Below are 24,210 nucleotides of genomic sequence, written 5' to 3'. Positions count from 1 at the left end.
GGCACCTGTCCTTGTAAGGTGCTGGAGTGCGTGCGCTCCTAACGCAAAACCGTGACTTCCGCCGGCTTTTCCTCGCTCAGCTGATCACCAACGGCGCCGACTGGTTCCTCATGGTCCCGGTCCTGGCGCTTCTCACCGACCTCACCGGCGGCGGCTTCTGGGGCGGGGTCGTGCTCGCCGTGGACACCGGCGTCGTCGCGTTGCTGCTGCCGTACGCGGGGACCGTGGCGGACCGGGTGGACCGCAAGCGCATGATGATCGTCGCCAACCTGGCGGCCTGTGTCGCTGTGTGCGGCATGTTCTTCGTACGCGGCCACTGGGCGGGGCCGCTCGCGGCGGTGGCGATCGCCGTCCTCGCGAGCGCGAAGGCGTTCTTCGGCCCGGCCGCGAACTCGGCGCTGCCCAATCTGGTCCAGCCGAACGAGCTGTCCGCCGCCATGGCCGTCGCCGGGTCGACCTGGGGCACGATGACGGTCGTCGGGTCCTCTCTGGGCGGTGTGCTCGCGAGCCTCGTCTCGCCGTACGTGTGCTTCGGCGCAGTCGCGATCCTGTTGGCGACCTCGGCCGCACTGAGCTGGGGGATCCATCAGCCGACCCAGGTCGCCGTGGCGACCGCCGACCGGTCCGACGCCTGGCCGGCGATCCGGGAGGCGATGGCCTACCTGCGCCGCCGACCGCGCCTCGTCTCGCTCGTGACCGTGAAGGCAGCGGTCGGCGTCGGCAACGGGCTCCTGGTGGCCTTCCCGCTGCTCGCCCTGCACTACGGCGTCGGGGCGATGGGCGTCGGCCTGATGTACGCCGTCCGCGGCCTCGGCTCGCTTCTCGGCCCGTTCGTCCTGCGGCGGGTGCTGAACCGGACCGAGTGGCTCCTACCAGGACTTTCCATCTCGATGGCCTGCTACGGAGTGGCGTACCTGGGGGTGGCGGCGGTCGACTGGTTCCCGCTCGCGCTGCTCGGCATCTTCGTGGCGCACGCCGCCGGTGGGGGCAACTGGGTCATGAGCGCGTACGCCATCCAGCGGTCGGTGCCGGACGAGCTGCGCGGCCGGATCGGCGCGACCGACACGATGATCGCCATGATCGCGGTGACGGCGTCGCAGTTCGTCGCCGGGCTGCTCGTCGACTCGGTGGACACCAGGATGCTCGTCGCCGGATGCGCGCTCACGACTCTCGCGTACGCCGCCGGCTGGCGGTTCGCCACTCGACGGATCGCCCGCGGCGACCTCGCCACCGCCTAGCTCGTTCGCGACCGCCTAGCTCCATGGCGTGCGGATCACGGTTACGCATCGCAAAACCGCTCAAGATCGCATGCGTAACCGTGATCCGCAGGAAAGCCCGGGGCTGGGTCAGCCTTGGATCGGTGAGCCGGGAGCGGCGGGCGGGGCGTACTGGCTGTAGGGCGCGCCCGGAGCGATGGGCGGAGTCCCGGCCGGAGTCGCCGGAGTCGCGGCGCGCCCCGCGAACACCGAGAGGAGCAGAAGGATGAAACCCAGCAGGTGCACCGCGCCGAGGCAGAGGCCGGCGATGCTGTACCAGACGCTGATCGTGCTGTAGGAGACCTCGAGGTCGCGCATGATCACGGGCATGTTGAACGAGACGATGTACCAGCCGACGTTGAGCAGCGCGCCGAACGTCAACACGCCGGTGCCCGCCGCGGCCAGGCCGGTCGCCTTGCCCAGCTTCCGCCGATTGGCCATCACCGCTATGAACCCGGCGAGGAAGGTGACGAGCGTCAGCAGGACCGGGATCATCGAGATCAGGAACGAGGTGTTCAGCGGAAAGTAATCCGACACGTTTCCTCCCGAGGGGTGGGTTCGCGAGGATCGTACCGGCGTTCCGCACCTACGATGACCGCTGTGTCGATCTCCCCGCAGCCTGGCCCGGTCACCGTCCGGGTCCCCGCCACCAGCGCCAACCTCGGCCCCGGCTTCGACGCCCTGGGCGTCGCCCTGACCCTCTACGACGAGGTCACGGCGACCGTCGTGGACGGGCCGACCCGGGTCGAGATCACCGGCGAGGGCGCGGGGGAGTTGCCCGCCGACGAGTCGCATCTGGTCGTGCGCTCGATGCGTACGGCGTTCGAGGCGCTCGGGGCGACTGCGCCGGAGGTCGAGTTGCGCTGCGTGAACCGGATTCCGCAGGCACGGGGGCTCGGATCGTCCAGTGCGGCCATTGTGGCTGGAGTGACGCTTGCGCAGGCGCTCGCCGGAAAGACCGACCAAGAACTGGCGTTGGAGATCGCGGGAGCCATCGAGGGACACCCCGACAACGTCGCGCCGTGCGTACTGGGTGGGTTCACGATCGCCTGGCTCGACGACGAGCACCGCGCCCGGGCCGCAAGGATGACGCCCGTCCAGAGTGTCCAGCCGGTCGTCTTCGTGCCGGACGTCCAAGGGCTGACGGCGGTCGCCCGAGCGGCGCTGCCCGCCACCGTGCCGCACGCCGACGCCGCCTTCAACGCGGGGCGCTCCGCCCTTCTCGTGCACGCGCTGACCGCCGACCCGGCCCTGCTGTACGCGGCCACCGAGGACCGGCTGCACCAGGCGTACCGGGCGGGTGGGATGCCCGGAACCGCGGATGTGGTCCGGCGGCTTCGTGAGGCTGGAGTGGCGGCTGTGGTCTCCGGCGCGGGACCCACCGTCCTGGCGCTTTCCGAGGTACCGTCCGGTTTCGACCTGGGAATCGGTTGGATCCGCCACAACCTGGGGTTCGATTCGCGGGGAGCCCATCTCATGAGCTAAGCTGGACACGCCGAGCGGGACCCTATTGCCGCAGGTCTCACGAGTTAGCTAGGCTTTGACCTAGCACAGCCGCGAGACAGCGTTCTTCGGCGGTTCGGCTTTCCCCAACGGTTAATGGCGGGTCTCCGCCCACCCCCGTCCGCAAGCCGCGCTGCGCAAAGATTTGCTCGGTTGCGCGACAAACCCCTGCCTCAGGTTCTGATGGGGCGGGTGTATCGCCAGGCCGCCCGGCCACTCTTCGCGCCGAGCGCTGAAGCCTTCAGCGCCAGACGCAAATCCGGGCAGCTCGGCCCATCGAGGGAAGGAATCCATTGAGCGACACTACCGACACCACGTCGGATGTCTCCACCGTCGCTGACGACGCCTCCGCCGGCACCGCCCGGCGCCGCCGGTCGGGCAGCGGCCTGACAGCGATGCTGCTCCCGGAACTGCAGAGCATGGCCGCCTCGCTGGGCATCTCGGGCACCGCCCGGATGCGCAAGGGCGAACTCATCTCCGCGATTCAGGAGCGTCAAGCCGGGACGCCCCGGCCCCGCGCCGAGGTGGCCGCCACCGCCGGCAACACCCGCGATGAGGTGCGAGCTGAGGTACGCGACGCGGCCGCCGCGCCGAGCACCGAAGCACCCGCGGAGCGTCCGGCCGAGCGGGAGCGTTCCCGCCGGGCCAGCCGTCCCGCCGGCCCGCCGGCTGAGCGGTCGCGGGAGACCGCGCAGCCGACCGAGTCCGCTGCCGCCCCGGCCTCCCAGGAGGAGAGCCGGTCCGAGGGCACCGAGCGTCCCCAGCGTGAGCGCCGGGACCGCCGCGAGCGCAACAGCGAGCGGGGCGGGAACGAGCGTGCCGAGCGCAGCGAGCGGGGCAACCGCAATCAGCCCTCCGACGAGGGCGACAGCGGTGACGACAAGCCGCGTGGCGACCGTGGCAACGACCGCGACCGCAACTACGACGACGACGAGGACGGTGGCCGTCGCGGACGGCGCAGCCGCTTCCGCGACCGCCGTCGGGGCCGCAACGAGCGTGACGGGGAGTCCTCCTCCGCTCGGGAGCCGCAGGTCGCCGAGGACGACGTCCTCATCCCGGTGGCCGGCATCGTCGACGTGCTCGAGAACTACGCATTCGTCCGTACCAGCGGATACCTGTCCGGACCGAACGACGTCTACGTCGCGATGTCGCAGGTCAAGAAGTACGGCCTGCGCCGCGGTGACGCGATCACCGGAGCGGTGCGCTCCGCCCGTGAGGGCGAAGGCCGTCGGGACAAGTACAACCCGCTGGTCCGGCTCGACACGATCAACGGCATGGAGGCCGAGGAGGCCAAGCGCCGCCCCGAGTTCTACAAGCTGACCCCGCTCTACCCGCAGGACCGCCTGCGGCTGGAGACGGAGCCGAACGTGCTCACCACCCGGGTCATCGACCTGGTGATGCCGATCGGCAAGGGCCAGCGTGCGCTGATCGTGTCCCCGCCGAAGGCGGGCAAGACCATGGTGCTGCAGGCGATCGCCAACGCGATCACCCACAACAACCCGGAGACCCACCTGATGGTCGTGCTCGTCGACGAGCGGCCGGAAGAGGTCACCGACATGCAGCGCTCGGTCAAGGGTGAGGTCATCGCCTCCACCTTCGACCGTCCGCCGACGGACCACACCACCGTCGCCGAGCTGGCCATCGAGCGCGCGAAGCGCCTGGTGGAACTCGGTCACGACGTGGTCGTCCTGCTGGACTCGATCACCCGCCTCGGCCGGGCGTACAACCTGGCCGCGCCGGCGTCGGGCCGCATCCTGTCCGGCGGTATCGACTCGACCGCGCTCTACCCGCCCAAGCGCTTCCTCGGCGCCGCCCGCAACATCGAGAACGGCGGCTCGCTCACCATCATCGCCACGGCGCTGGTGGAGACGGGCTCCATGATGGACACGGTCATCTTCGAGGAGTTCAAGGGCACCGGCAACGCGGAGCTGAAGCTCGACCGGAAGATCGCCGACAAGCGCATCTTCCCGGCGATCGACATCGACCCGTCCGGTACGCGGAAGGAAGAGATCCTTATGGCGCCGGAGGAGCTGGCGATCGTCCACAAGCTCCGCAAGGTTCTGCACTCGCTGGACTCGCAGGCCGCGCTGGATCTGCTGCTCGACAAGCTCAAGCAGACGCGGACGAACATCGAGTTCCTCATGCAGATCGCCAAGACGACTCCTGGCGAGTAAGAGCACTTCATAGAGAAGGGGGCTGGGTGCGAACCCAGCCCCCTTCTTCGTGCGCGGGCCGACTCGGTGATCATGCCCGCGCGGGAATGATCAGGGCGCTGCGGACACGACACGCCGGTCGATCACGACCGCTAGTTCATGATCGTGGGGAAAATCCGGGGGGGGGGGGGGTCAGAAGTTGCCTTCGGCGACCTGGAAGACGGTCAGGCCCACCTCTCGCCACATGCGTACGACCTGGTTGCGGTCGTCGAAGACGGCGATGACCCGGAACTCGGTGCGGATGTGCCGCTCGAACAGTTCCCGCTTCACCACCGAGTCCTTGCGGGCGTCGCCGAAGGCGCGCATGTAGAGACCGGCGTGTGGGACGCCGACGTGCTCGGCCAGCCAGGTCTCGGTCAGCGCCCGCCCGTCGTCGGTGCGGCCGGAGCAGTAGACGATGGTGTGCCCGGCGGCGTGCATCGCGCGTACCGCCGCGATGACGGGCTCGTTGGGCCGGTCCAGGTGGACCCGGGTGACGTCGTAGGGCGACCGGTCGCCCATGAGGGCCACCGTGCCGTCCAGGTCGACCAGGATCGCGCTCGGCCGGTCCGCGGGCGGCTCGTAGACCGCCGTGGGCGGGGCGACCGGCAGGTCCAGCGGCGCGCGCTTGCCCGCCAGGTAGCGGGCGTGCATCGAGCGGATGACCTCCGCACCGACCGGGTCCGGTCGCGCGGCGTCCCGTTCGATGCAGACTTCCAGCGGTACGCCGGTGAAGTCCTCGATGACGACGGCGGCTCCGCAGGCCATCCCGAGTTCGGCGAGTTCCCGGACGTATCGCGCACGCAGGTTGGTGTTGTCGCTGATCACGTCGACGCCGGCGCGCAGCAGAGCTTCGATCGAGGACCGGTGGGCGATCGACACCTGGTTCTCCGCCCACGATTCGCCGAGCCGGCCGCCGTGCAGCATCAGGCGCAGATCGTCGCGATTGACCCGGACCGCCTTCGGCTGCTGAGTCTTGGCCCAGGTGGTCTTGCCCGAGCCGGGCAGGCCACGGGTGATGGTCAGGGTGGGGGTACGCATCAGTCTCCGTTCAAGTGGTGCGCGCGTACGCGTAGCAGCCAGTGTTCGACCGCGGCCTCGTCCGGCTGCTCCGGCAGTACGGTACGCGCGGCGGCGAACCGCTCCCGGGCGTCTTCGAGCACCGGCCCGGCGAGGCCGGGGTCGGCGTCCACATGGGTGCCGAAGTCGAGGTATCGCTCGGGGTCGGCGAGCCGGATCGGCAGCACCCCGGTCTCGTAGAGGGCCAGCCCCTGGTCGATCAGGCGCAGCATGTGCCGGGCGTGCTTGGCGGCCCGCCGGTCGATCCAGTTCCCGCTGCGGCGTTTGCTGCCGAGCCGGGACAACTGCTGGGCGGCGTACCCGAGGAAGGCGTCGCGCACTCGGGGCGCCGAGAGGAACGCCGACCGGAGGCCGATCAGTTCGTCGCCCAGCGGCGTACGCACCTCGTAGAGCTCATCAGGCAGCCACAGCAGTTCGATGGCGGTGGGATTGCCGGACAGCGCGAGGCGGCAGTACTTCCCGGCTTCGTGCAGCGTCCGGTCCGGCTCGTTTTCCACGATGGACTCGCGGGGCGGGCGCAGTCCGTGGAAGGACTCGGTCGGGGCGGCGAAGACGCCCAGCCGGTCCACATCAGAGTGCGGACCGGCCAGGCCGTACGCCGTCGACCCGACGACGCCCTCCAGCAGTACGGTGCTGCCGGCTGGAAGCGGCCCGGTGCCGCCCGTCGGTTCGGTCGGAGGGGTCGGAGCAGGGTCATTCGTCATCGAAGGTCCGTCCATGGGGCGTCTCGCCGGCCTCGGGCTTGGCCGCCTGCCAGAGCGCGGGGCGAAGATCCCGCTCGTCGAGCCGGGCGAACAGCAGACCCCGCAGCTCGTGCCGGCTTGCGATGAGCGCGAAGTCCTTGCGGCTGTAACCGTCGGGCAGGCCGGCCACGATCTCCCGGAAGACCCGCTCGACCTCCTCGACCCCGGCGTCGACCTCGGTACGCAGCCGGTCGGCCACCTCCCGGGCCCAGACGTGGAACTCGTCGGGCAGCGGCTCGCAGATCGCGGCCACGGTCGACCCGGCTACCAGCGCCTCCCAGATCGTCCGGGAGGTGAGACCGGTCACGATCCGGTGCAGCCGCAGGTAGTCCTCGTACTTGATCTTCACGCGCTCACCGGTGGCGAAGGCGTGGACGACCAGGCCCTCCCGATTCGGCCGGGCCGGGGCGGCCAGCGCCGCGCCGAAGGTGGCGTACGCGAACGTCTCGACGCGCGGGCCGGGCCAGGCGACCTGCGCCGGACCGAGCGACCGGCCGGAGATCGTGTCGACCGCGCCGAGCAGGACGAGATCCTCCATGCCCCCATAGTCGACCACGATCCGGTTCTCCGGGTAGATGATCTCGAAGAGAACCGTCTGACCGGCCGGCGGCGACCAGTCCGGGTACCGCTTACGCAGCAGCGCGGTCGCCCGGACCGCCTGGTCGGAGGTGAACGACCCGCGCGTCGCGATGGCGTGGCCGCCCGTGACGGGGTAGACGATCCCCAGCGAGCCGTCGGCCTTGTCGGTCACCTCCACCGCCTCGTCCAGCGCGAACGTAGGCGCGCCGGTCTGGCCGTGGTTGAAGAACTTCCGGTAGGGCCGCGCGAGGATCTCACCGGTTTGGGCATGCGCGATCAACCCTCGGCAGATAAGCGTGGTTTCGCGCCAAGCGCCGTCGTATGCGCATTTCTCGGTGTAGTTGTAGATCACCAAGGGCAGCTCAGGATGAGTCTGCGTACGCAGATGACCGGCGTCGAGCGCAGCCTGGAGCGCGCCCGCCGGGAAGAGGTCGGTGAGCGTGACCACAATCGGTCCCTTTCGAGGGGTGGCGGAATAGCGAAGGGGGGTGTCACGTTACGGATCTCGTCACCTGCTGCGCACCTCAATTGGGACGCGTGGCAGGATGGACCGTCGGCCGTAGGCCGAGTAGTTAGCAGAGTGGCCCGGCAACTGCCCGGGGCGCTGGTTCACGCCCGAGCATGTCGCCACAGGCGACATGTGTTGACGGCGACCCAGCGCACAGCCATGAGAGGACCTGAGGCGACATGAAGTCTGGTATCCACCCGGAGTACAACGTGACCACCGTCACGTGCTCCTGCGGCAACTCCTTCACGACCCGCAGCACCGCGAAGAACGGTCAGATCCACGCGGAGTCGTGCAACGAGTGCCACCCGTTCTACACCGGCAAGCAGCGTGTCCTGGACACCGCCGGCCGCGTGGCCAAGTTCCAGGCGAAGTACGCCAAGGTCGGCAAGGCCGCCAAGTAGCTGCCGCAGAGGGCGGCGCGCCGCGTTCATGAAGGACGCGGCGCGCCGCCCTCTTCGCGTGTACACCGGGGTTTCGACAGGAGGGGATGGCGCGGATGAGCACCGATCGGCTGACCGAACTGCTGGCCGAGTACGACCAGCTGGAGAAGACGCTCGCGGACCCGGCCATCCACGCCGACCAGGCCGCCGCCCGCAAGGTCGGCCGCCGGTTCGCCGAACTCACCCCGATCCACAAGACCGCGGGTGAGCTGGCGCAGGCTCGCGCCGACCTCGCCGCGGCCAGGGAACTGGCCGCGCTCGACGCCGACTTCGCCGCGGAGGCGGAGGCGCTCGAGGCCCGCCTGCCCGAGCTGGAGGAACGCCTCGCGGAACTGCTCATGCCCCGCGACCCCAACGATGCCAAGGACGTGATCCTGGAGATCAAGGCGGGCGAAGGCGGCGAGGAATCCGCGCTTTTCGCGGGTGACCTGCTCCGGATGTTCCTGCGATACGCCGAAAGGCGCGGTTGGGTCACGGAAGTCCTCGACGCGCAGGACTCCGACCTCGGCGGATACAAGGACGTGGCGGTCGCGATCAAGACCAAGGGCGTACCGGACGGCGGTCACGGCGTGTGGTCGCGGCTGAAGTGGGAGGGCGGCGTACATCGGGTCCAGCGGGTGCCGGTGACCGAGTCGCAGGGCCGCATCCACACCTCGGCGGCGGGCGTACTGGTGACGCCGGAGGCCGAGGAGACCGAGGTCGTCATCGATCCCAGCGACCTGCGGATCGACGTCTACCGGTCGCAGGGCGCGGGCGGGCAGTCGGTCAACACCACCGACTCCGCCGTACGCATCACGCACCTGCCCACCGGGATCGTGGTGACCTGCCAGAACGAGCGGTCGCAGCTGCAGAACAAGGACCGGGCGATGCGCATGCTGCGGGCCAAGCTCGCGCAGGCCGCCGAGGAGGAGGCGGCCGCCGCCGCGTCCGACGCCCGCAAGGCGCAGGTGCGGACGGTCGACCGTTCGGAGCGCATCCGGACCTACAACTTCCCCCAGAACCGGATCACCGACCACCGGATCGGCTATACGGCGTACAACCTCGATCTGGCTCTGGCCGGAGACCTGGACGGCGTGCTCGACGCGCTGACCGCCGCCGACCGGGCCGCCCGCCTCGCGGGTGAGACCGAGCTGTCCCGGCAGTAAACTGACAGACGTGCAGGCCGGTGAATCTGCGCAGGTCAGGTCCCTTCTTCGGGAGGCGGCCAGCCGGTTGGGCGCAGCCGGGGTGGGCAGCCCGCGAACCGACTCGGAGCTGCTGCTGGCTCATGTCCTGGAGTGCGAGCGCGGCCGGCTCTACCTGCTCGACGTGATCGACACCGTCCAGGCCGAGCGCTATCGGGCCGTCGTCGAGCGCCGGGCGGCCCGGGAACCGCTCCAGCACATCACCGGCAGCGCTTGGTTCCTCGACCTCGATCTTCAGGTGGGACCCGGCGTGTTCGTCCCCCGTCCGGAGACCGAGACGCTCGCCCAGTGGGGGATCGACCACATCGCCGGGCTGGAACGGCCGACCGTCGTCGACCTGTGCAGCGGCAGCGGCGCCTTGGCACTGGCGGTCGCCAGAGCGCGCCCGGACGCCGAGGCGTACGCCGTCGAGGTGTCGCCGGAAGCGCTGGAATGGCTGGGCCGCAACGCTTTCGGGACGCGGGTGCGAGTGGTGCCGGGTGACGTCCGCGATCCCGACCTGCTCGCCGAGGTACGCGGCCAAGCCGATCTGGTCCTCTGCAACCCGCCTTATGTGCCCGCTGCCCAACGCGTACCCGTGGAAGTGCGCGCGGATCCGCCGCTGGCCGTGTTCGCCGGGGTGGACGGCCTGGATCTGATCCCGGTGGTGGCCGAGCTGGCCGCGGATCTGCTCCGCGACGGCGGCCGGGCGGGAATCGAGCACGACGAGTCGCACCCGGAGGAGGTCGCGCGGATCCTCGGGCGGCACTTCCGCGACGTCCGCGGCCTGCCCGACCTGGCGGGCCGCCCACGCTTCACGACCGGCGTGAAATGACCCGCGCGTTCCGGGGGGCGGGAGGGTGCGGCGGACCGCCGGGCCGAAGTGGCAGGATTGCACCTCGTGAGGCTCTATGACTGCCGTAACGTCGCCGAGCGCGACCTGGGGATCGAGGCCGCCGTCTCGGCCGTGAAGAGCGGCGACCTCGTCGTCCTGCCCACCGACACGGTCTACGGTGTCGGCGCGGACGCGTTCAAGTCGTGGTCGGTGACGGCGCTGCTGAACGCCAAGGGGCGCGGCCGGCACATGCCGCCGCCGGTCCTCGTCGGCTCCCGTAACACCCTGGACGGGCTGGTCGCCCGGATGCCGTCCCGGGCCCGCGACCTGGTCGAGGCCTTCTGGCCCGGCGCGCTCACGATCGTCGTCGAGCAGGCGGCCAGCCTGCAATGGGATCTCGGCGAGACGAACGGGACGGTGGCGGTCCGGATGCCGCTGCACCCGGTGGCGCTGGAAATCCTGCGGGAGACCGGGCCGATGGCGGTGTCCTCGGCCAACCTGACCGGCGAGCCGACCGCGAACACCGCGGACGAGGCGCGTGAGCAGCTCGGCTACAAGGTGAGCGTCTACCTGGAGGCCGGGCCCTGCCCGGCTCCGGTGCCGTCGACGATCGTCGACCTCACCCAGGAGCGCCCGGTCGTGCTGCGCCAGGGCGCGATCGAGTTCGACCAGCTGCGTTCGGTCGTGCCCGACATCCAGCCGGCGGCGGCGTGATGTCCACCCATCACCTGCCCCCGTTCGTCGTGCTGCACGTCTGCATGGGCAACATCTGCCGGTCGCCGATGGCGGAACGGCTGCTCGCCCACGAGGTACGCGAGGCGGGCGGCTCGGACGACGTCGTGCACTCGCACAGCGCGGGCACCGGCGGCTGGCACGAGGGCGAGGAGATGAACCCGCCCGCGGCCCGTCAGGTGAAGGCGCGCGGGGCGGACCCGGCCGACTTCGCGGCCCGGAAACTGCGGGCGGACCACATCGACGCGGCGGATCTCATCCTGACCGCGACGGCCGACCAGGCGGAGTACGTGACCGCGTTGCGGCCGGACGCGGAGAGCCGCACCTTCGTGCTGGGCGAGTTCGGCCGGCTGATCGGGCGCGTGGATCTCGGCGAGCTGCCGCCGGTCGGCGAGACTCCCGAGGACATCCAGGTACGCGGCGAGGCGCTCGTCGCGGCGGTCAACCGCGTACGCGGGACGGCGGCGCCGCTGCACGACGACGATCTCGACGATCCCTGGGGCCGGGGCGACCAGACGTTCTCCCGGGTCGCCGACGAGATCGAAGCCACCGTACGCCCGCTCGCAGCCGCCCTGCTCAACCGGTAGCCTTCTCCCGTGACCAGCTCTGCGACGGGATACCTGCGCCCGGCCCTCCTCGTGACCGGGGCGGCCGGAGTCCTCGGCGCCGTCGTGGGGCTGGTGGTGCACGGGGGATCCGGCCTGCTGGGCTTCTTGGCGGGAACGGCGCTGGTCGTGCTCAGCTACCTGATCTCCACCGGTGTCGTCGCGTGGGTCGACAAGGTCAAGCGCAGCATGTTGCTGGTCGCGGCACTGGGCACCTATGCGATCAAGTTCACAGTGCTCTTCGCGTTCGTCGGCTGGGTCGCCTCGCGCGACTGGTCGGGGACCCTGTGGCTGGCCGCGGGGGTGCTGGTCGCCGTGCTCGCCTGGACCGGCACCCAGATCTGGTGGACCTCGCGGGCCAAGTTCACCCTCGAGGTCTGACCGTCTTCAGCCGGCTCGTCAGCGGTCGCCGAACAGCGACTTGCACGGGTTCGACATCGAGCCGCTGATCAGGTTGTCGCTCTCGGTGTTCCCGCGCGACGTCCGGCTCCAGTCGACGACGGTACGGAATGTGCCGTCCTTGCAGCCGATGCTGACCGTGCGGTTCTGGTACTTCAGCTCGGCCGCGATCGTCTGCTTCCCCTTCACAGTGAAGGATTTGCTGGTCACGACCTTCCACTTGGTGCCGGACTTCTGCTCCATCCGGATCTTCACCGTGAGCTTCTCGGCACCCGGCTTGCCGCACCGGAAGCGTACGCGTCCTTCGATGCGCTGGGTGGTGTCGGCCTTCTCCGGACCGTCCACGACGACGGTGCAGTCCACCGGCTTCGGTCCCTCGCCGGCATGGGTGGGCTCGCACCCCGTGAGCAGCGCGGCAAGCACCAGCAAGACAACAGGTACAGTGGTCCTCGGCATCTCGGGGCACCAACCTTGGGAGGGGTAGGGGTTGCTGTCTATGAGACAGCGTCCGAGGGTTGCCGCGCAACGATGAATCTGACAGAACGTGCCGCCCCGCTCACACTGCGAACCGTGCGCAGGGGGGTCGCTACGACACACCGCCGTAACGACTGATAAGGTTCGCGCGTCATGGCCGGTGACCAGTCCCCTCAGAAGCGCCCCACTCCTCAAGCGGGTGCTAATGCAGGCTGGACTGCCGTCGGTTACCTGATCGCCGGGATCGGCGTTTGGGGCGGCATCGGGTGGCTTGTCGACAAATGGCTGGACGTGCCCATGCACTTCGGCACCCTGATCGGCATGTTGGTCGGCATGGCCGGGGCGGTCTACCTGATCGTCAAGAACATGGGCACGTGATCGAAAGGATGGACGGGTGAGCCTTCAGCTTGCGCCACTGGCAGACAGCAGCGTGCCGTGGCCTCCGAGCGTCGAAGAATTCTTCCCGCCGGGACTGGTCGGAAACTGGGTCACCAAGTTCTCGATCATGGTCTGGATCGCAGTCGCGATCATCATCGTCTTCTTCCTGGTCACGCAGCGGAACCCGAAGATCGTTCCGACCAAGGCGCAGTGGCTCGGCGAGTCGATCTACAGCTTTGTGCGTAACGGGATCAGCAAAGAGGTCATCGGGCACGAGGGGCCGCGTTTCGCGCCGTACCTGACGACCCTCTTCGTCTTCATCTGCTTCATCAACATCTTCGCCGTCATCCCCGGCTTCCAGATTTCGCCGAGCTCGCACATCGCCTTCCCGGCGGTCCTCGCGCTGATCAGCTTCGGCCTCTACTGGTACCAGGGCATCAAGAAGCACGGCTTCGGGCACTACGTCAAGACCAGCATCCTGCTCCCGGCGCCGTGGTGGGTGCAGCCGATCCTGCTGCCGATCGAACTCGCGCAGATCCTGCTCATCCGCCCGGTCACGCTGGCCGTCCGACTCTTCGCCAACCTCTTCGCCGGCCACCTGATCCTGCTGGTCTTCACGCTCGGCGGGTTCGTGCTGATGGGCACCGGCAACATCGGTCTGGCCGCCGTCGGCGTGATCTCGTGGGGCATGTCGATCGTCATGACGCTCTTCGAGGCAGGTGTGGCGCTGCTGCAGGCGTACGTCTTCGTCCTGCTGACCGCCAGCTACGTGCAGACCTCGCTCGCGGACGAGCACTGATCTTCTAGATCCACCTTAAGTTCGCACCACAAGCGCCGCGTGAGAGTCACGCGCATATCAGGAGGAAAGAACAATGGCTCTTGCCGAGATCACCGGCGACATCAGCTCGATCGGCTACGGCCTCGCCGCGATCGGCCCCGGCATCGGTGTGGGTATCGTCTTCGCCGCCTACATCCAGGCGACGGCGCGCCAGCCGGAGTCGGCCGGTCTGACCCGTCCGTACCTCTTCATGGGCTTCGCGCTCTCCGAGGCGCTGGCGCTGTTCGGCCTGGTCCTCGCCTTCGTCTTCTCCAACCCGGCCGCCTGACCCCGGACCCGGCCTGAGACCGGAGGTACATCATGTTTCTTGCTGAGGGTGACCACACGCCGAGCCCCGTTCTGCCGATCTGGCAGGAACTGGTCGTCGGCACCATCGCCTTCGGCGTGCTCTGCTTCGTGCTGATGAAGTATGTCTTCCCGCAGATGGAGAAGACCTTCAAGGCACGAGTCGACGCGATCGAGGGCGGCATCGAGCGGGCCGAGCGGGCCCAGGCCGAGGCCAACGCGCTGCTGGAGCAGTACAAGACCCAGCTCGCCGAGGCGCGGACCGAGGCTGCTCGCATCCGCGACGAGGCGCGCGCGGACGCCGAGGGCATCCGTGCCGACATCCAGGCACAGGCCCAGCAGGAGCGCGACCGGATCATCGCGACCGGCCGGGAAGCCCTGGCCGCGGAGCGGCAGTCCATCATCAACGAGCTGCGGGGCGAGATCGGCACCCTGGCGGTCGACCTGGCCGGCAAGATCGTCGGTGAGTCGCTGGAGGACGAGGCCCGCCGTAAGGGCACCGTCGACCGGTTCCTCTCGGATCTGGCGGGGGCGCGCTGATGCAGGGAGCCAGCCGGGAGTCCTACGCGGCCACCCGGGCCGAGCTGGAGCAGCTGACCGACGCGGCGGCGTTGGCGACGGCGGCGGAGGAGATCCTCGCCGTGGCCGGGCTACTGCGGGCCGAGCCGCGCTTGCGGCGGGCCGTCTCCGACCCGGCGCGTACGGGTGAGCAGCGGTCGCAGCTGCTCGTCGGGCTGGTCGGCGGGCAGATCGGGGCGACCGCGCAGAACCTGCTCGGTTCGCTGGTGGCGGGCCGTTGGTCCAGCCCGGTCGACCTGCTCGACGGGGCTGAGCGACTGGGCGTCGAGACGCTCGTCGTCGGCGCCGACCGGGCCGGGGAACTCGCCGAGGTCGAGGACGAACTGTTCCGGTTCGGCCAGATCGCCGGCGGCGACTCCGCGCTGGCGGCTGCGATCGGTGACTCGACCGCTCCGGTGCAGCGCCGGTTCGAGCTGGTCGACCAGTTGCTGACCGGCAAAGCCAAGCCGGCGACCGTGCTGCTGGCGAAGGAGGCGGTCAAGGGCTTCGGTGGACGGTCGTTCGCCGGTGCGCTGACCCGTCTCGTCGAGCTGGCGGCGGAGCAGCGGGACCGTAGCGTCGCGTACGTCACCGTCGCGCAGCCGATGAGCGACGCCGACGAGGCGAAACTCGGCGAGGCGCTGGCCCGGCGGTACGGTCGGGAGGTGGCCCTCAAGGTCACCGTCGACCCGAAGGTCCTGGGCGGGGCGCGCGTCCTGGTCGGTTCCGACCTCTACGACGGCACCGTGTCGCGTCGGCTGAGTGACGTGCGCAACGCGCTGGCGGCCAAGTAGCGCCGGACCGGGCACGCTGGAGGCGCGAGCCTGAGCTGCTGCGATCGGCACAGACACACAGACGGATTTTTCGAGCACCACGACACCGATAGGAAGCTGAGGATGGCCGAGCTGACCATCTCGTCCGAGGAGATCCGGGGAGCGCTGGAGCGCTTCGTCTCCTCGTACACACCGGAGATCTCCCGTGAGGAGGTCGGTATCGTCACCGAGGCCGGTGACGGTATCGCCAAGGTTGAGGGCCTGCCCTCGACCATGGCCAACGAGCTGCTGGAGTTCGCCGACGGCACCCTGGGTGTCGCGCAGAACCTCGACGTCCGGGAGATCGGTGTCGTCGTCCTCGGCCCGTTCGAGGGCATCGAGGAAGGCCAGACCGTCAAGCGGACCGGCCGGGTGCTCTCCGTCCCGGTCGGCGACAAGTTCCTCGGCCGGGTCGTCAACCCGCTGGGCGAGCCGATCGACGGCCTCGGCGAGATCGAGAACGAGGGCAGCCGCGAACTCGAGGTACAGGCCCCCAACGTCATGGTCCGCAAGAGCGTGCACGAGTCGCTCGCGACCGGCATCAAGGCCATCGACTCGATGACCCCCATCGGCCGTGGTCAGCGTCAGCTGATCATCGGTGACCGCAAGACCGGCAAGACCACCATCGCCCTGGACACGATCATCAACCAGCGGGCGAACTGGGAGTCGGGCGACCCGAAGAAGCAGGTCCGCTGCATCTACGTCGCGATCGGCCAGAAGGCCTCCACCATCGCGTCGGTCAAGGGCACCCTCGAGCAGCACGGCGCGATGGAGTACACCACCATCGTCGCGTCGCCCGCGTCCGACCCGGCCGGCTTCAAGTACCTGGCCCCCTACGCCGGTTCGGCCATCGGCCAGCACTGGATGTACGCCGGCAAGCACGTCCTGATCATCTTCGACGACCTGAGCAAGCAGGCCGAGGCGTACCGCGCCGTGTCGCTGCTGCTGCGTCGCCCGCCGGGCCGTGAGGCGTACCCGGGTGACGTCTTCTACCTGCACTCCCGGTTGCTGGAGCGCTGCGCGAAGCTGTCCGACGAGCTGGGCGGCGGCTCGATGACCGGTCTGCCGATCATCGAGACGAAGGCCGGTGACATCTCGGCGTTCATCCCGACCAACGTCATCTCCATCACCGACGGCCAGATCTTCCTCGAGGAGGGCCTGTTCAACTCGGGTGTCCGGCCGGCGATCAACGTCGGTACCTCGGTCTCCCGAGTCGGTGGCGCCGCGCAGGAGAAGCCGATGCGCAAGGTCGCCGGCCGCCTGCGGCTGGACCTGGCCCAGTTCCGTGAGCTGGAGGCGTTCGCCGCCTTCGCCTCCGACCTGGACAAGGCCTCCCGCGCGCAGCTGGACAAGGGTTCGCGACTGGTCGAGCTGCTCAAGCAGCCCGCCTTCTCGCCGTACCCGGCGGCCGAGCAGACCGTGTCGATCTGGACCGGCACCGAGGGCAAGATCGACGACGTCCCGGTCGGCGAGGTCCGCCGCTTCGAGTCCGAGTTCCTGCAGTACCTGCGGCACTCGCACGCCTCGACGCTGGACACCATCGCCGCCGGCACCTGGGACGACGACGTGGTCGCCGCCCTGGACGACGCGGTCGTCAAGTTCAAGGGCATGTTCCTCGCCACCGATGACAAGGTCGTGGTGCACGACGCCCCGGCCGAGGCTCTCGAGGGTGAGGGCGCGGAGACCGTGACGCGGGTCGTGCCCACCCCGAAGAAGAAGTAATCCCATGGCTGGACAGGTACGGACTCTTCGTCGGCGGATCCGCACGACCCGCTCGATGAAGAAGATCACCAAGGCGATGGAGCTGGTCGCGACCAGCCGCATCGCCAAGGCGCAGGAGCGGGTCGCCGCTTCGTTGCCGTACGCCCGGGCGATCACCCATGTCCTGACCGCGCTCGCGAGCAACGCCAACATCGATCACCCGCTGCTCACCCCGCGTCCGGTCGTGCGCCGGGCGGGGGTGCTGCTGGTGACCAGTGACCGGGGTCTGTGCGGTGGCTACAACGCCAACGCGATCAAGACCGCCGAGCAGCTCATCGCGAAGCTCAAGGAAGAGGGCAAGGAAGTCCTCCTCTACGTGGTGGGCCGCAAGGCGATCTCGTACTACCGGTTCCGGGGACGGGAGATCGAGGCGAGCTGGTCGGGCTTCTCCGAGCAGCCGCGCTTCGAGAACGCCCGGGAGGTCGGCGAGACGCTGATCAGGGCGTTCGTGGCGGGCGCGGACGACACCGACGACGACCACGGCGCCGACGGCGTACGCGGAGTCGACGAGTTGCACGTGGTCTACACGCAGTTCAAGTCGCTGATGTCGCAGACGCCGACCGCGACCGAGCTGGCTCCGATGCAGGTCGAGGAGCGCACCGCCGAAGAGGCGGGCGTGCTGCTGCCGGCGTACGAGTTCGAGCCGGACGCGGACGCGTTGCTCGACGCGCTGCTGCCGAAGTACATCAACACGCGGATCTACGCGGCGTTGCTGGACTCGGCGGCCAGTGAGTCGGCCTCGCGGCGGCGGGCGATGAAGAGTGCGACCGACAACGCGGAAGAAATGATCAAGGTGCTGACGCGCGAGATGAACTCGGCGCGGCAGGCCGCGATTACCCAGGAAATCAGTGAGATCGTCGGCGGCGCGAACGCGCTCGCGGCGGCGGGGAGTGAATGATGACTACTGACCTCAAGACGGGCGTCGGTCGGGTCGTCCGGGTCATCGGCCCGGTCGTCGACGTAGAGTTCCCGCGCGACGCGATGCCCGAGATCTACAACGCGCTCAAGGTCGAGGTGACCCTGGCTGAGGGCGCCAAGACGCTGACGCTGGAGGTCGCGCAGCACCTCGGCGACAACGTCGTGCGGGCCATCTCGATGCAGCCCACCGACGGCCTGATCCGCGGCCAGGAGGTCGCCGACACCGGTACGGCGATCTCCGTCCCGGTCGGCGACATCACCAAGGGTCACGTCTACAACGTGATCGGCGACGTCCTGAACCTCAAGGACGGCGAGAAGTACGAGGTCGGCGAGCGCTGGGAGATCCACCGCAAGCCCCCGGCCTTCGCCGAGCTGGAGCCGAAGACCGAGATGCTGGAGACCGGCATCAAGGTCATCGACCTGCTCGCCCCGTACGTCAAGGGCGGCAAGATCGGTCTGTTCGGCGGTGCCGGCGTCGGCAAGACGGTGCTCATCCAGGAGATGATCATCCGGGTTGCGCGTAACTTCGGTGGCACCTCGGTCTTCGCGGGTGTCGGCGAGCGTACGCGTGAGGGCAACGACCTCATCCACGAGATGACCGACGCGGGCGTGCTCAAGGACACCGCGCTGGTCTACGGCCAGATGGACGAGCCCCCGGGCACGCGTCTGCGGGTGGCCCTCTCGGCGCTGACCATGGCGGAGTACTTCCGTGACGTCGCGAACCAGGAGGTGCTGCTCTTCATCGACAACATCTTCCGGTTCACCCAGGCCGGTTCGGAGGTGTCCACCCTGCTGGGCCGGATGCCGAGCGCCGTGGGTTACCAGCCCAACCTGGCCGACGAGATGGGTGAGCTGCAGGAGCGGATCACCTCGGTCCGGGGTCGCGCGATCACCTCGCTGCAGGCGATCTACGTCCCCGCCGACGACTACACCGACCCGGCCCCGGCGACCACGTTCGCGCACCTCGACGCCACGACCAACCTCGAGCGGAAGGTGTCCGACAAGGGCATCTACCCCGCCGTGGACCCGCTGGCCTCGTCCTCGCGAATCCTGGCACCGGAGTATGTCGGCGCCGAGCACTACGCGGTCGCCTCCGAGGTGAAGCGAATTCTGCAGAAGTACAACGACCTGCAGGACATCATCGCCATCCTCGGTATGGACGAGCTCTCCGAAGAGGACAAGGTCACGGTCGGCCGCGCGCGGCGGATCGAGCGGTTCCTCTCGCAGAACACCCACGCGGCCAAGCAGTTCACCGGTGTGGACGGCTCGGACGTGCCGGTCAAGGAGACCGTCGAGGCGTTCAAGAAGATCGCTCAGGGCGACTACGACCACGTCCCGGAGCAGGCCTTCTTCATGTGCGGTGGCCTCGACGACCTCGAGCGCAACTACCGCGAGCTCACGAAGTAGTTCTTCAGGGCGCGGGCGACGGCGACGTCGCCCGCGCCTCTAGTCAGTCAGGAAAGGTGGGGACGTGGCGAAGGAACTCCGCGTCGAGCTGGTCGCCGTCGAGGAGCGCATCTTCACCGGCACCGCCGAGCTGGTGACCGCTCGCACGACCGAGGGCGAGCTGGGTGTGCTGCCCGGTCACGCCCCGATGCTCGGCCAGCTCGCCGAGCCCGGTCAGGTACGCCTCAAGCTGGCGGGCGGCGACACGCAGGTCTGGAACGTCACGGGCGGGTTCATCTCCGTGACCGGCGAAGGCGTCACAGTCCTCGCCGAGGAATGCTCTCCGGCCTCGGCCGCAGACCGGCACTGAGAACCGAGCGCAGCGGCCGATGGGGATCCTCAAGGCGATCGCAGTCGGCCTGATAGTTGTTTTCGCACTGCTGGCGACGCTGTTCCTGCGTCGTGAGTGGTTCGCCCGGCGTGGCGGCACCGTCGAGATCTACATGCGGTTGGGCATGATGGTCGAGGGGCGGGGCTGGGCGCCGGGCTTCGCTCGTTATGCGGGCGACGAACTTCGCTGGTACCGCATGTTCAGCTTCTCGCCGCGGCCGCGCCGGATACTGCACCGGCGGGATCTGTCGATGGTGGGACGGCGTACGCCGAGCACGGCCGAGCAGGTCCTTGTGCCGGCCGAGTGGGTCGTCGTGCGACTGCTGCGGCCGACGCGTACGGTGCAGCCGGATCCACCCCCGGACGACAAGCTCGTCGAGATCGCCATGTCGCCGACCGTGGTGACCGGGTTCCTCTCCTGGTACGAGTCGGCCCCGCCCGGCCCGTCGCACCTCACCTGAGCAGCCGTAGCTCCTCAGCGAGAGCCAGCTCCTCAGCGAGAGGCGGCCTTGCGATAGCGCGAGATCGCCAGCGGCACGAAGATGATCAAGATGAGCGCGATCCAGCCGATCGCGAGGGGGATCGCGTGTTCGGCCGGGAACCCGCTTCCGTTGTACGCGGGATCGCTCGACAGGTTGCCCCACAGCTTGCGTAGGGACAGCACCATCGACGAGATCGGGTTCCATTCCGCGATCGGCTGCAGCCAGCCCGGCAGGGTCGCTGTGGAGACGAAGGCGTTGGACAGGAACGTCAGCGGGAACATCCAGATGAACCCGGCGCTCTGGGCCACCTCGACCGACTTCACCGACAGGCCGATGACGGCGCTGATCCAGCTCATGGCGTACCCGAAGGCGAACAGCAGCAGGTAGCCGTAGATCCCGTCGAGCAGGCCGGTGTGGATGCGCCAGCCGACGAGCAGGCCGGTGACCGACATGACCACCACGACGAAGATGTTGTTGATCAGGTCGGAGGTCGTCCGGCCGACCAGCACCGCCGCCCTCGACATGGGCAGCGAGCGGAATCGGTCGACGATGCCCTTCTGCAGGTCGTCGGCGAGGCCGATGGCGGTGATGCCGGCCCCGAACGCCACGGTCTGCACGAAGATGCCGGGCATGAGGTACTCCCGGTAGGAGACCCCGGGGATGATGATCGACCCGCCGAACACGTACGCGAACAGCAGCACGAACATGATCGGCTGGATGGTCGAGAAGATCAGCAGGTCGGGGATGCGCTTGATCTTGATCAGGTTCCGCTTGGCGACGACCCAGCCGTCGGCCAGCGCTCCGCCCACGGCGCTCATCGCTGCTCCGCCTCCTCCGCCTCGGCTTCGGCTGTGGTGCCGGTCAGCTTCAGGAAGACGTCGTCGAGGCTGGCCCGGGTGATGCCGATGTCGACCGGCTCGATGCCGGCCGCGTCGAGGCGGCGTACGGCCTCGATCAGGGTCCACGCGCCCTTGGTGATCGGCGCCGTGACCTGGTGGTCGACGACGGTCGCCGGGCCGGAGCAGACCTGGCTGAGGATGTCCTTGGCGATCTGGGTCTCGGCCCGGTTCCCGACGGTCACCTGGAGGCGTTCCCCGCCGACCTCCTTCTTCAGGTCGTCCGGTGTGCCGTGGGCGATGGCCTGCCCCCGGTCGATCACCACGATGTCGTCGGCGAGCTGGTCGGCCTCTTCGAGGTACTGCGTGGTCAGCAGCAGGGTCGAGCCCGCCCGTACGCGTTCGCTGATGACGTCCCACATGCCCATCCGCCCTCGGGGATCGAGGCCGGTCGTCGGCTCGTCGAGGACGATGATCGGCGGCGAGATCACCAGCGCCCCGGCCAGGTCCAGGCGGCGGCGCATCCCACCGGAGTAGGTCTTGACCGGCCGGTTGGCGGCGTCGGTCAGGTTGAACCGCTCCAGCAGCGCCTCGGCCCGGGACCGGGCGGTCCGTTTGCCCAGGTGGTAGAGCCGGCCGATCATCTCCAGGTTCTCGCGGCCGGTCAGGTACTCGTCGACCGCGGCGTACTGGCCGCTGACCCCGATGATCTTGCGGACCTCGTGCGGGCGCTCGAACACGTCGATGCCGTTCACGAGGCAGCGACCCTGGTCGGGCCGCAGCAACGTGGTGATGATCCGCACCGACGTGGTCTTTCCGGCGCCGTTCGGCCCGAGCAGTCCGAGGACGGTTCCCTCGGGTACACGCAAGTCCAGCCCGTTGAGGGCCGTCACGCTGCCATACTGCTTGACGAGGCCTTCGGCGAGGATCGCATCCGCCATTTCCTCAACCTAGCGACGATCATGGTCCGTCGGGCCGGATCGCCGAGTTGATCAAGCTGCCCTGCGGAGGGCGGCCGATCAGCGGGACCCGCCCGGGACCCACTTCACATCGCCAGTGCCGTCCGAGTTCGCCACCCGGGACAGGATGAACAACAGATCGGAGAGCCGGTTGAGATACTGGGCCGGGAGCGTGGAGGTCCGCTCCGAATCCGCTTCCAGCAGGGCGAACGTCGACCGCTCCGCACGGCGAGCGACCGTGCGCGCGACGTGCAAGAACGACGCGCCCGGGGTACCACCCGGCAGGACGAACGAATCCAGTTTCGCCAGCCGCGCGTTGAACTCGTCGCACCAGCCTTCCAGGCGGGTGACGTAGTCGGCGGTGACGCGAAGCGGTGGGTATTTCGGATCGGGGGTGATCGGGTTGCACAGGTCTGCGCCCACATCGAACAGATCGTTCTGGACTAAGGTGAGCACGGCGCGAACGTCGTCAGGCAGTTCGCCCAGAGCAAGCGCCACGCCCAGTGCGGCGTTGCACTCATCCACATCGGCGTACGCGCCGATCCGTGGGTCGGTCTTCGCCACCCGCTCGCCATTGCCGAGCGCGGTGGTTCCGGCGTCGCCGGTCTTGGTGTAGATGCGGGTGAGGTGAACGGCCATGCACAGCAGCGTACTCACGCGGCCTGCCGACGACGGCTGGGGTAACGGCGGCACTCTGCCTACGATGGCGGATGTGGACGTGATCAGAGTGGCCGGCCCGGCCCGCCTGAACGGCACGGTCGGCGTCGTAGGCGCGAAGAACTCGGCCCTCAAACTCATGGCCGCCGCACTCCTCGCGGAGGGCGGCAGCGCCGTCACCAACGTTCCCCGGATCACCGACATCGCCCTGATGGGCGAGGTGCTCCGGCGGCTCGGGGCCGACGTGCGGTTCGACACCGCCCTGGACGGCAGCGGCACGGTCGAGATCGGCGTACCCGCCACGTTGCACCACGAGGCCGACTACGACCTCGTCCGGCGGCTCCGGGCGTCGATCTGCGTCCTCGGGCCCCTGCTGGCCCGCACCGGCAAGGCGCGGGTGGCGCATCCGGGCGGCGACGCGATCGGCTCGCGCGGGCTGGACATGCACGTCGGCGGGCTGGCCCGGATGGGCGCCGAGATCGGCAGCGAGCACGGCTTCGTGCTGGCCGAGGCACCCTTCGGCCTGCGCGGTGCGGAGATCTGGCTCGACTTCCCGAGCGTCGGCGCGACCGAGAACCTCCTGATGGCGGCGGTGCTGGCCAAGGGCGTCACGGAGATCGACAACGCCGCCCGGGAGCCGGAGATCGTCGACATCTGCCGCATGCTCACCGAGATGGGCGCGCGCATCGACGGCGCGGGCACGTCCAAACTCACCATCGAGGGCGTCGACGCGCTTCAGCCGGTCCGGCACGCCACCGTCGGCGACCGCATCGTGGCCGGCACCTGGGCGTTCGGCGCGGCGATGACTCAGGGGGACGTCACCGTCACCGGCATCGACCCGCACTTCCTGGACATCGCGCTCGACAAGATCGCCCAGGCCGGCGGGCTCATCGAGACGCGGCCCGACGCGCTGCGCGTACAGATGGATCAGCGACCGCGTGCGGTCGATGTGGTCACACTGCCGTACCCCGGCTTCGCGACCGACCTGCTCCCGATGGCCATCGGGCTCGCCGTCGTCTCCGACGGCGTCTCGATGATCACGGAGAACATCTTCGACGGGCGCTTCATGTTCGTCCAGGAGATGGTCCGGCTCGGCGCGGAGATCAAGACCGACGGCCACCACGCCGTGGTCCGCGGGCGGCCGCTGCTCTCCTCGGCCGAGGTCCGCGCGACCGACATCCGCGCGGGTGCGGGCCTGGCCATCGCGGGCCTCTGCACCGACGGGCCCACGACGGTACGCCACGCGCATCACATCGACCGGGGCTACCCGGATTTCGTCGCCGACCTGCGTGCGCTCGGAGTGACGGCGGAGCGGCTGGAGGCGCTGCCCGACCCGGAGTACACCTTCGAATAGCGACATCCCTGCGATCACCTGCGAATACTGAGCGGCGCCGGCAACGGCGCCGCTCTTTCTATAACGGCTCTGTTGCGGGCTCTTGTC

28 protein-coding genes are annotated in these 24,210 nt (G+C 69.1%); 20 read left to right on the top strand and 8 right to left on the bottom strand.

Features of this window, described 5'->3' with window-relative positions; genetic code table 11:
* The first annotated feature begins 26 nt into the window (after positions 1-26).
* A complete protein-coding gene (locus HDA40_RS18195; protein ID WP_253757426.1) occupies positions 27-1,238 on the top strand; it encodes an MFS transporter in 1,212 nt (403 codons plus the stop codon).
* Between the two features lie 108 nt (positions 1,239-1,346).
* Here the strand turns inward: HDA40_RS18195 and HDA40_RS18190 are convergent, their stop codons facing one another.
* Entirely contained in the window at positions 1,347-1,793 is a 447-nt protein-coding gene (locus HDA40_RS18190; protein ID WP_253757424.1) for a hypothetical protein, read from the bottom strand.
* A gap of 54 nt (positions 1,794-1,847) precedes the next feature.
* Between HDA40_RS18190 and thrB the strand changes: the two genes are divergently transcribed.
* Positions 1,848-2,741: a homoserine kinase gene (thrB, locus tag HDA40_RS18185; protein WP_372502889.1), complete on the top strand. Its 894-nt coding sequence runs from the start codon at positions 1,848-1,850 to the stop codon at positions 2,739-2,741.
* Between the two features lie 311 nt (positions 2,742-3,052).
* Positions 3,053-4,933: a transcription termination factor Rho gene (gene rho, locus HDA40_RS18180; protein WP_253757420.1), complete on the top strand. Its 1,881-nt coding sequence runs from the start codon at positions 3,053-3,055 to the stop codon at positions 4,931-4,933.
* Positions 4,934-5,104: 171 nt separating this feature from the next.
* Here the strand turns inward: rho and HDA40_RS18175 are convergent, their stop codons facing one another.
* Genes HDA40_RS18175 through HDA40_RS18165 form a run of 3 tightly spaced genes read right to left on the bottom strand, consistent with a single transcriptional unit; the run spans position 5,105 to position 7,801 of the window.
* The gene (locus HDA40_RS18175) at positions 5,105-5,992 is read right to left on the bottom strand and encodes a phosphatase domain-containing protein (RefSeq protein WP_253757418.1); all 888 of its coding nucleotides are present in this window, start codon (positions 5,990-5,992) and stop codon (positions 5,105-5,107) included.
* Positions 5,992-6,735: a nucleotidyltransferase domain-containing protein gene (locus HDA40_RS18170; protein WP_253757417.1), complete on the bottom strand. Its 744-nt coding sequence runs from the start codon at positions 6,733-6,735 to the stop codon at positions 5,992-5,994. Before HDA40_RS18170 ends, HDA40_RS18175 begins: the two co-directional genes overlap by 1 nt.
* The gene (locus tag HDA40_RS18165) at positions 6,725-7,801 is read right to left on the bottom strand and encodes an RNA ligase (protein ID WP_253757415.1); all 1,077 of its coding nucleotides are present in this window, start codon (positions 7,799-7,801) and stop codon (positions 6,725-6,727) included. Before HDA40_RS18165 ends, HDA40_RS18170 begins: the two co-directional genes overlap by 11 nt.
* 239 nt (positions 7,802-8,040) lie before the next feature.
* On the opposite strand from HDA40_RS18165, the gene rpmE reads away from it, so the two are divergent.
* From rpmE to HDA40_RS18135, 6 genes are all read left to right on the top strand, one after another.
* Positions 8,041-8,262 carry a 50S ribosomal protein L31 gene (gene rpmE / locus HDA40_RS18160; RefSeq protein WP_253757413.1) on the top strand — a complete coding sequence of 74 codons (222 nt, stop codon included), beginning with the start codon at positions 8,041-8,043 and terminating at the stop codon, positions 8,260-8,262.
* A gap of 95 nt (positions 8,263-8,357) precedes the next feature.
* Positions 8,358-9,446: a peptide chain release factor 1 gene (gene prfA, locus HDA40_RS18155; protein ID WP_253757411.1), complete on the top strand. Its 1,089-nt coding sequence runs from the start codon at positions 8,358-8,360 to the stop codon at positions 9,444-9,446.
* Positions 9,447-9,456: 10 nt separating this feature from the next.
* Positions 9,457-10,299 carry a peptide chain release factor N(5)-glutamine methyltransferase gene (gene prmC, locus HDA40_RS18150; RefSeq protein WP_253757409.1) on the top strand — a complete coding sequence of 281 codons (843 nt, stop codon included), beginning with the start codon at positions 9,457-9,459 and terminating at the stop codon, positions 10,297-10,299.
* Between the two features lie 57 nt (positions 10,300-10,356).
* Positions 10,357-11,013, top strand: coding sequence for an L-threonylcarbamoyladenylate synthase (locus HDA40_RS18145; RefSeq protein ID WP_253757407.1), 657 nt, complete (start codon positions 10,357-10,359; stop codon positions 11,011-11,013).
* Between the two features lie 14 nt (positions 11,014-11,027).
* On the top strand, positions 11,028-11,618 hold the full coding sequence (locus HDA40_RS18140) for an arsenate reductase/protein-tyrosine-phosphatase family protein (RefSeq protein WP_253763675.1): 591 nt from the start codon (positions 11,028-11,030) through the stop codon (positions 11,616-11,618).
* Positions 11,619-11,627: 9 nt separating this feature from the next.
* Positions 11,628-12,017: a Cg1360 family ATP-synthase-associated protein gene (locus tag HDA40_RS18135; protein ID WP_253757405.1), complete on the top strand. Its 390-nt coding sequence runs from the start codon at positions 11,628-11,630 to the stop codon at positions 12,015-12,017.
* 18 nt (positions 12,018-12,035) lie between these two features.
* Here HDA40_RS18135 and HDA40_RS18130 read toward each other — a convergent pair whose 3' ends face one another.
* A complete protein-coding gene (locus HDA40_RS18130) occupies positions 12,036-12,491 on the bottom strand; it encodes a hypothetical protein (protein ID WP_253757403.1) in 456 nt (151 codons plus the stop codon).
* A 171-nt stretch (positions 12,492-12,662) separates the two neighbouring features.
* Here HDA40_RS18130 and HDA40_RS18125 point away from each other — a divergent pair, with 171 nt between their 5' ends.
* The 10 genes from HDA40_RS18125 (at position 12,663) to HDA40_RS18080 (ending at position 20,296) form a co-directional block, all read left to right on the top strand.
* Complete coding sequence (locus HDA40_RS18125) at positions 12,663-12,887, top strand: AtpZ/AtpI family protein (protein ID WP_253757401.1); 225 nt, start codon at positions 12,663-12,665, stop codon at positions 12,885-12,887.
* Positions 12,888-12,903: 16 nt separating this feature from the next.
* The gene (gene atpB / locus HDA40_RS18120) at positions 12,904-13,686 is read left to right on the top strand and encodes a F0F1 ATP synthase subunit A (RefSeq protein WP_253757399.1); all 783 of its coding nucleotides are present in this window, start codon (positions 12,904-12,906) and stop codon (positions 13,684-13,686) included.
* A gap of 73 nt (positions 13,687-13,759) precedes the next feature.
* On the top strand, positions 13,760-13,993 hold the full coding sequence (atpE, locus tag HDA40_RS18115; protein WP_253757397.1) for an ATP synthase F0 subunit C: 234 nt from the start codon (positions 13,760-13,762) through the stop codon (positions 13,991-13,993).
* 32 nt (positions 13,994-14,025) lie between these two features.
* Entirely contained in the window at positions 14,026-14,550 is a 525-nt protein-coding gene (locus HDA40_RS18110; RefSeq protein ID WP_253757395.1) for a F0F1 ATP synthase subunit B, read from the top strand.
* On the top strand, positions 14,550-15,362 hold the full coding sequence (locus tag HDA40_RS18105) for a F0F1 ATP synthase subunit delta (RefSeq protein ID WP_253757393.1): 813 nt from the start codon (positions 14,550-14,552) through the stop codon (positions 15,360-15,362). Before HDA40_RS18110 ends, HDA40_RS18105 begins: the two co-directional genes overlap by 1 nt.
* 102 nt (positions 15,363-15,464) lie before the next feature.
* The gene (atpA, locus tag HDA40_RS18100; RefSeq protein ID WP_253757391.1) at positions 15,465-17,102 is read left to right on the top strand and encodes a F0F1 ATP synthase subunit alpha; all 1,638 of its coding nucleotides are present in this window, start codon (positions 15,465-15,467) and stop codon (positions 17,100-17,102) included.
* Between the two features lie 4 nt (positions 17,103-17,106).
* Positions 17,107-18,039: a F0F1 ATP synthase subunit gamma gene (locus HDA40_RS18095; RefSeq protein ID WP_253757389.1), complete on the top strand. Its 933-nt coding sequence runs from the start codon at positions 17,107-17,109 to the stop codon at positions 18,037-18,039.
* The gene (atpD, locus tag HDA40_RS18090; protein ID WP_372502887.1) at positions 18,039-19,466 is read left to right on the top strand and encodes a F0F1 ATP synthase subunit beta; all 1,428 of its coding nucleotides are present in this window, start codon (positions 18,039-18,041) and stop codon (positions 19,464-19,466) included. The genes HDA40_RS18095 and atpD overlap by 1 nt, the downstream gene beginning before the upstream one ends.
* Positions 19,467-19,530: 64 nt before the next feature.
* Positions 19,531-19,815 carry a F0F1 ATP synthase subunit epsilon gene (locus tag HDA40_RS18085; protein WP_253757385.1) on the top strand — a complete coding sequence of 95 codons (285 nt, stop codon included), beginning with the start codon at positions 19,531-19,533 and terminating at the stop codon, positions 19,813-19,815.
* A 19-nt stretch (positions 19,816-19,834) separates the two neighbouring features.
* On the top strand, positions 19,835-20,296 hold the full coding sequence (locus tag HDA40_RS18080) for a DUF2550 domain-containing protein (RefSeq protein ID WP_253757383.1): 462 nt from the start codon (positions 19,835-19,837) through the stop codon (positions 20,294-20,296).
* 32 nt (positions 20,297-20,328) lie between these two features.
* Here the strand turns inward: HDA40_RS18080 and HDA40_RS18075 are convergent, their stop codons facing one another.
* The 3 genes from HDA40_RS18075 to HDA40_RS18065 all read right to left on the bottom strand — a co-directional run bounded on the left by HDA40_RS18075 (position 20,329) and on the right by HDA40_RS18065 (position 22,751).
* Positions 20,329-21,135, bottom strand: a complete 807-nt coding sequence (locus tag HDA40_RS18075) for an ABC transporter permease (protein ID WP_253757381.1) — start codon at positions 21,133-21,135, stop codon at positions 20,329-20,331.
* Positions 21,132-22,094 carry an ATP-binding cassette domain-containing protein gene (locus tag HDA40_RS18070; RefSeq protein WP_253757379.1) on the bottom strand — a complete coding sequence of 321 codons (963 nt, stop codon included), beginning with the start codon at positions 22,092-22,094 and terminating at the stop codon, positions 21,132-21,134. Before HDA40_RS18070 ends, HDA40_RS18075 begins: the two co-directional genes overlap by 4 nt.
* A gap of 78 nt (positions 22,095-22,172) precedes the next feature.
* Complete coding sequence (locus HDA40_RS18065; protein WP_253757377.1) at positions 22,173-22,751, bottom strand: cob(I)yrinic acid a,c-diamide adenosyltransferase; 579 nt, start codon at positions 22,749-22,751, stop codon at positions 22,173-22,175.
* Between the two features lie 64 nt (positions 22,752-22,815).
* On the opposite strand from HDA40_RS18065, the gene murA reads away from it, so the two are divergent.
* Positions 22,816-24,123, top strand: coding sequence for a UDP-N-acetylglucosamine 1-carboxyvinyltransferase (gene murA / locus HDA40_RS18060; protein ID WP_253763674.1), 1,308 nt, complete (start codon positions 22,816-22,818; stop codon positions 24,121-24,123).
* Positions 24,124-24,210: the final 87 nt, after the last annotated feature.

Origin of the sequence: Hamadaea flava (genome assembly GCF_024172085.1) — a bacterium.
Taxonomy (GTDB): Bacteria; Actinomycetota; Actinomycetes; order Mycobacteriales; family Micromonosporaceae; genus Hamadaea; species Hamadaea flava.
Note: the sequence above shows the minus strand (reverse complement) of the source record. Positions and strands in the feature narration are given on the sequence as shown.

Coding starts and splice junctions, on each gene's coding strand:
- thrB (WP_372502889.1), top strand. CDS start 1,848: ATGACCGCTGTGTCGATCTCCCCGCAGCCTGGCCCGGTCACCGTCCGG.
- HDA40_RS18175 (WP_253757418.1), bottom strand. CDS start 5,992: ATGCGTACCCCCACCCTGACCATCACCCGTGGCCTGCCCGGCTCGGGC.
- HDA40_RS18170 (WP_253757417.1), bottom strand. CDS start 6,735: ATGACGAATGACCCTGCTCCGACCCCTCCGACCGAACCGACGGGCGGC.
- rpmE (WP_253757413.1), top strand. CDS start 8,041: ATGAAGTCTGGTATCCACCCGGAGTACAACGTGACCACCGTCACGTGC.
- prfA (WP_253757411.1), top strand. CDS start 8,358: ATGAGCACCGATCGGCTGACCGAACTGCTGGCCGAGTACGACCAGCTG.
- HDA40_RS18130 (WP_253757403.1), bottom strand. CDS start 12,491: ATGCCGAGGACCACTGTACCTGTTGTCTTGCTGGTGCTTGCCGCGCTG.
- HDA40_RS18125 (WP_253757401.1), top strand. CDS start 12,663: ATGGCCGGTGACCAGTCCCCTCAGAAGCGCCCCACTCCTCAAGCGGGT.
- atpE (WP_253757397.1), top strand. CDS start 13,760: ATGGCTCTTGCCGAGATCACCGGCGACATCAGCTCGATCGGCTACGGC.
- HDA40_RS18110 (WP_253757395.1), top strand. CDS start 14,026: ATGTTTCTTGCTGAGGGTGACCACACGCCGAGCCCCGTTCTGCCGATC.
- HDA40_RS18105 (WP_253757393.1), top strand. CDS start 14,550: ATGCAGGGAGCCAGCCGGGAGTCCTACGCGGCCACCCGGGCCGAGCTG.
- atpA (WP_253757391.1), top strand. CDS start 15,465: ATGGCCGAGCTGACCATCTCGTCCGAGGAGATCCGGGGAGCGCTGGAG.
- HDA40_RS18095 (WP_253757389.1), top strand. CDS start 17,107: ATGGCTGGACAGGTACGGACTCTTCGTCGGCGGATCCGCACGACCCGC.
- atpD (WP_372502887.1), top strand. CDS start 18,039: ATGACTACTGACCTCAAGACGGGCGTCGGTCGGGTCGTCCGGGTCATC.
- HDA40_RS18080 (WP_253757383.1), top strand. CDS start 19,835: ATGGGGATCCTCAAGGCGATCGCAGTCGGCCTGATAGTTGTTTTCGCA.
- HDA40_RS18075 (WP_253757381.1), bottom strand. CDS start 21,135: ATGAGCGCCGTGGGCGGAGCGCTGGCCGACGGCTGGGTCGTCGCCAAG.
- HDA40_RS18070 (WP_253757379.1), bottom strand. CDS start 22,094: ATGGCGGATGCGATCCTCGCCGAAGGCCTCGTCAAGCAGTATGGCAGC.
- HDA40_RS18065 (WP_253757377.1), bottom strand. CDS start 22,751: ATGGCCGTTCACCTCACCCGCATCTACACCAAGACCGGCGACGCCGGA.
- murA (WP_253763674.1), top strand. CDS start 22,816: ATGGCGGATGTGGACGTGATCAGAGTGGCCGGCCCGGCCCGCCTGAAC.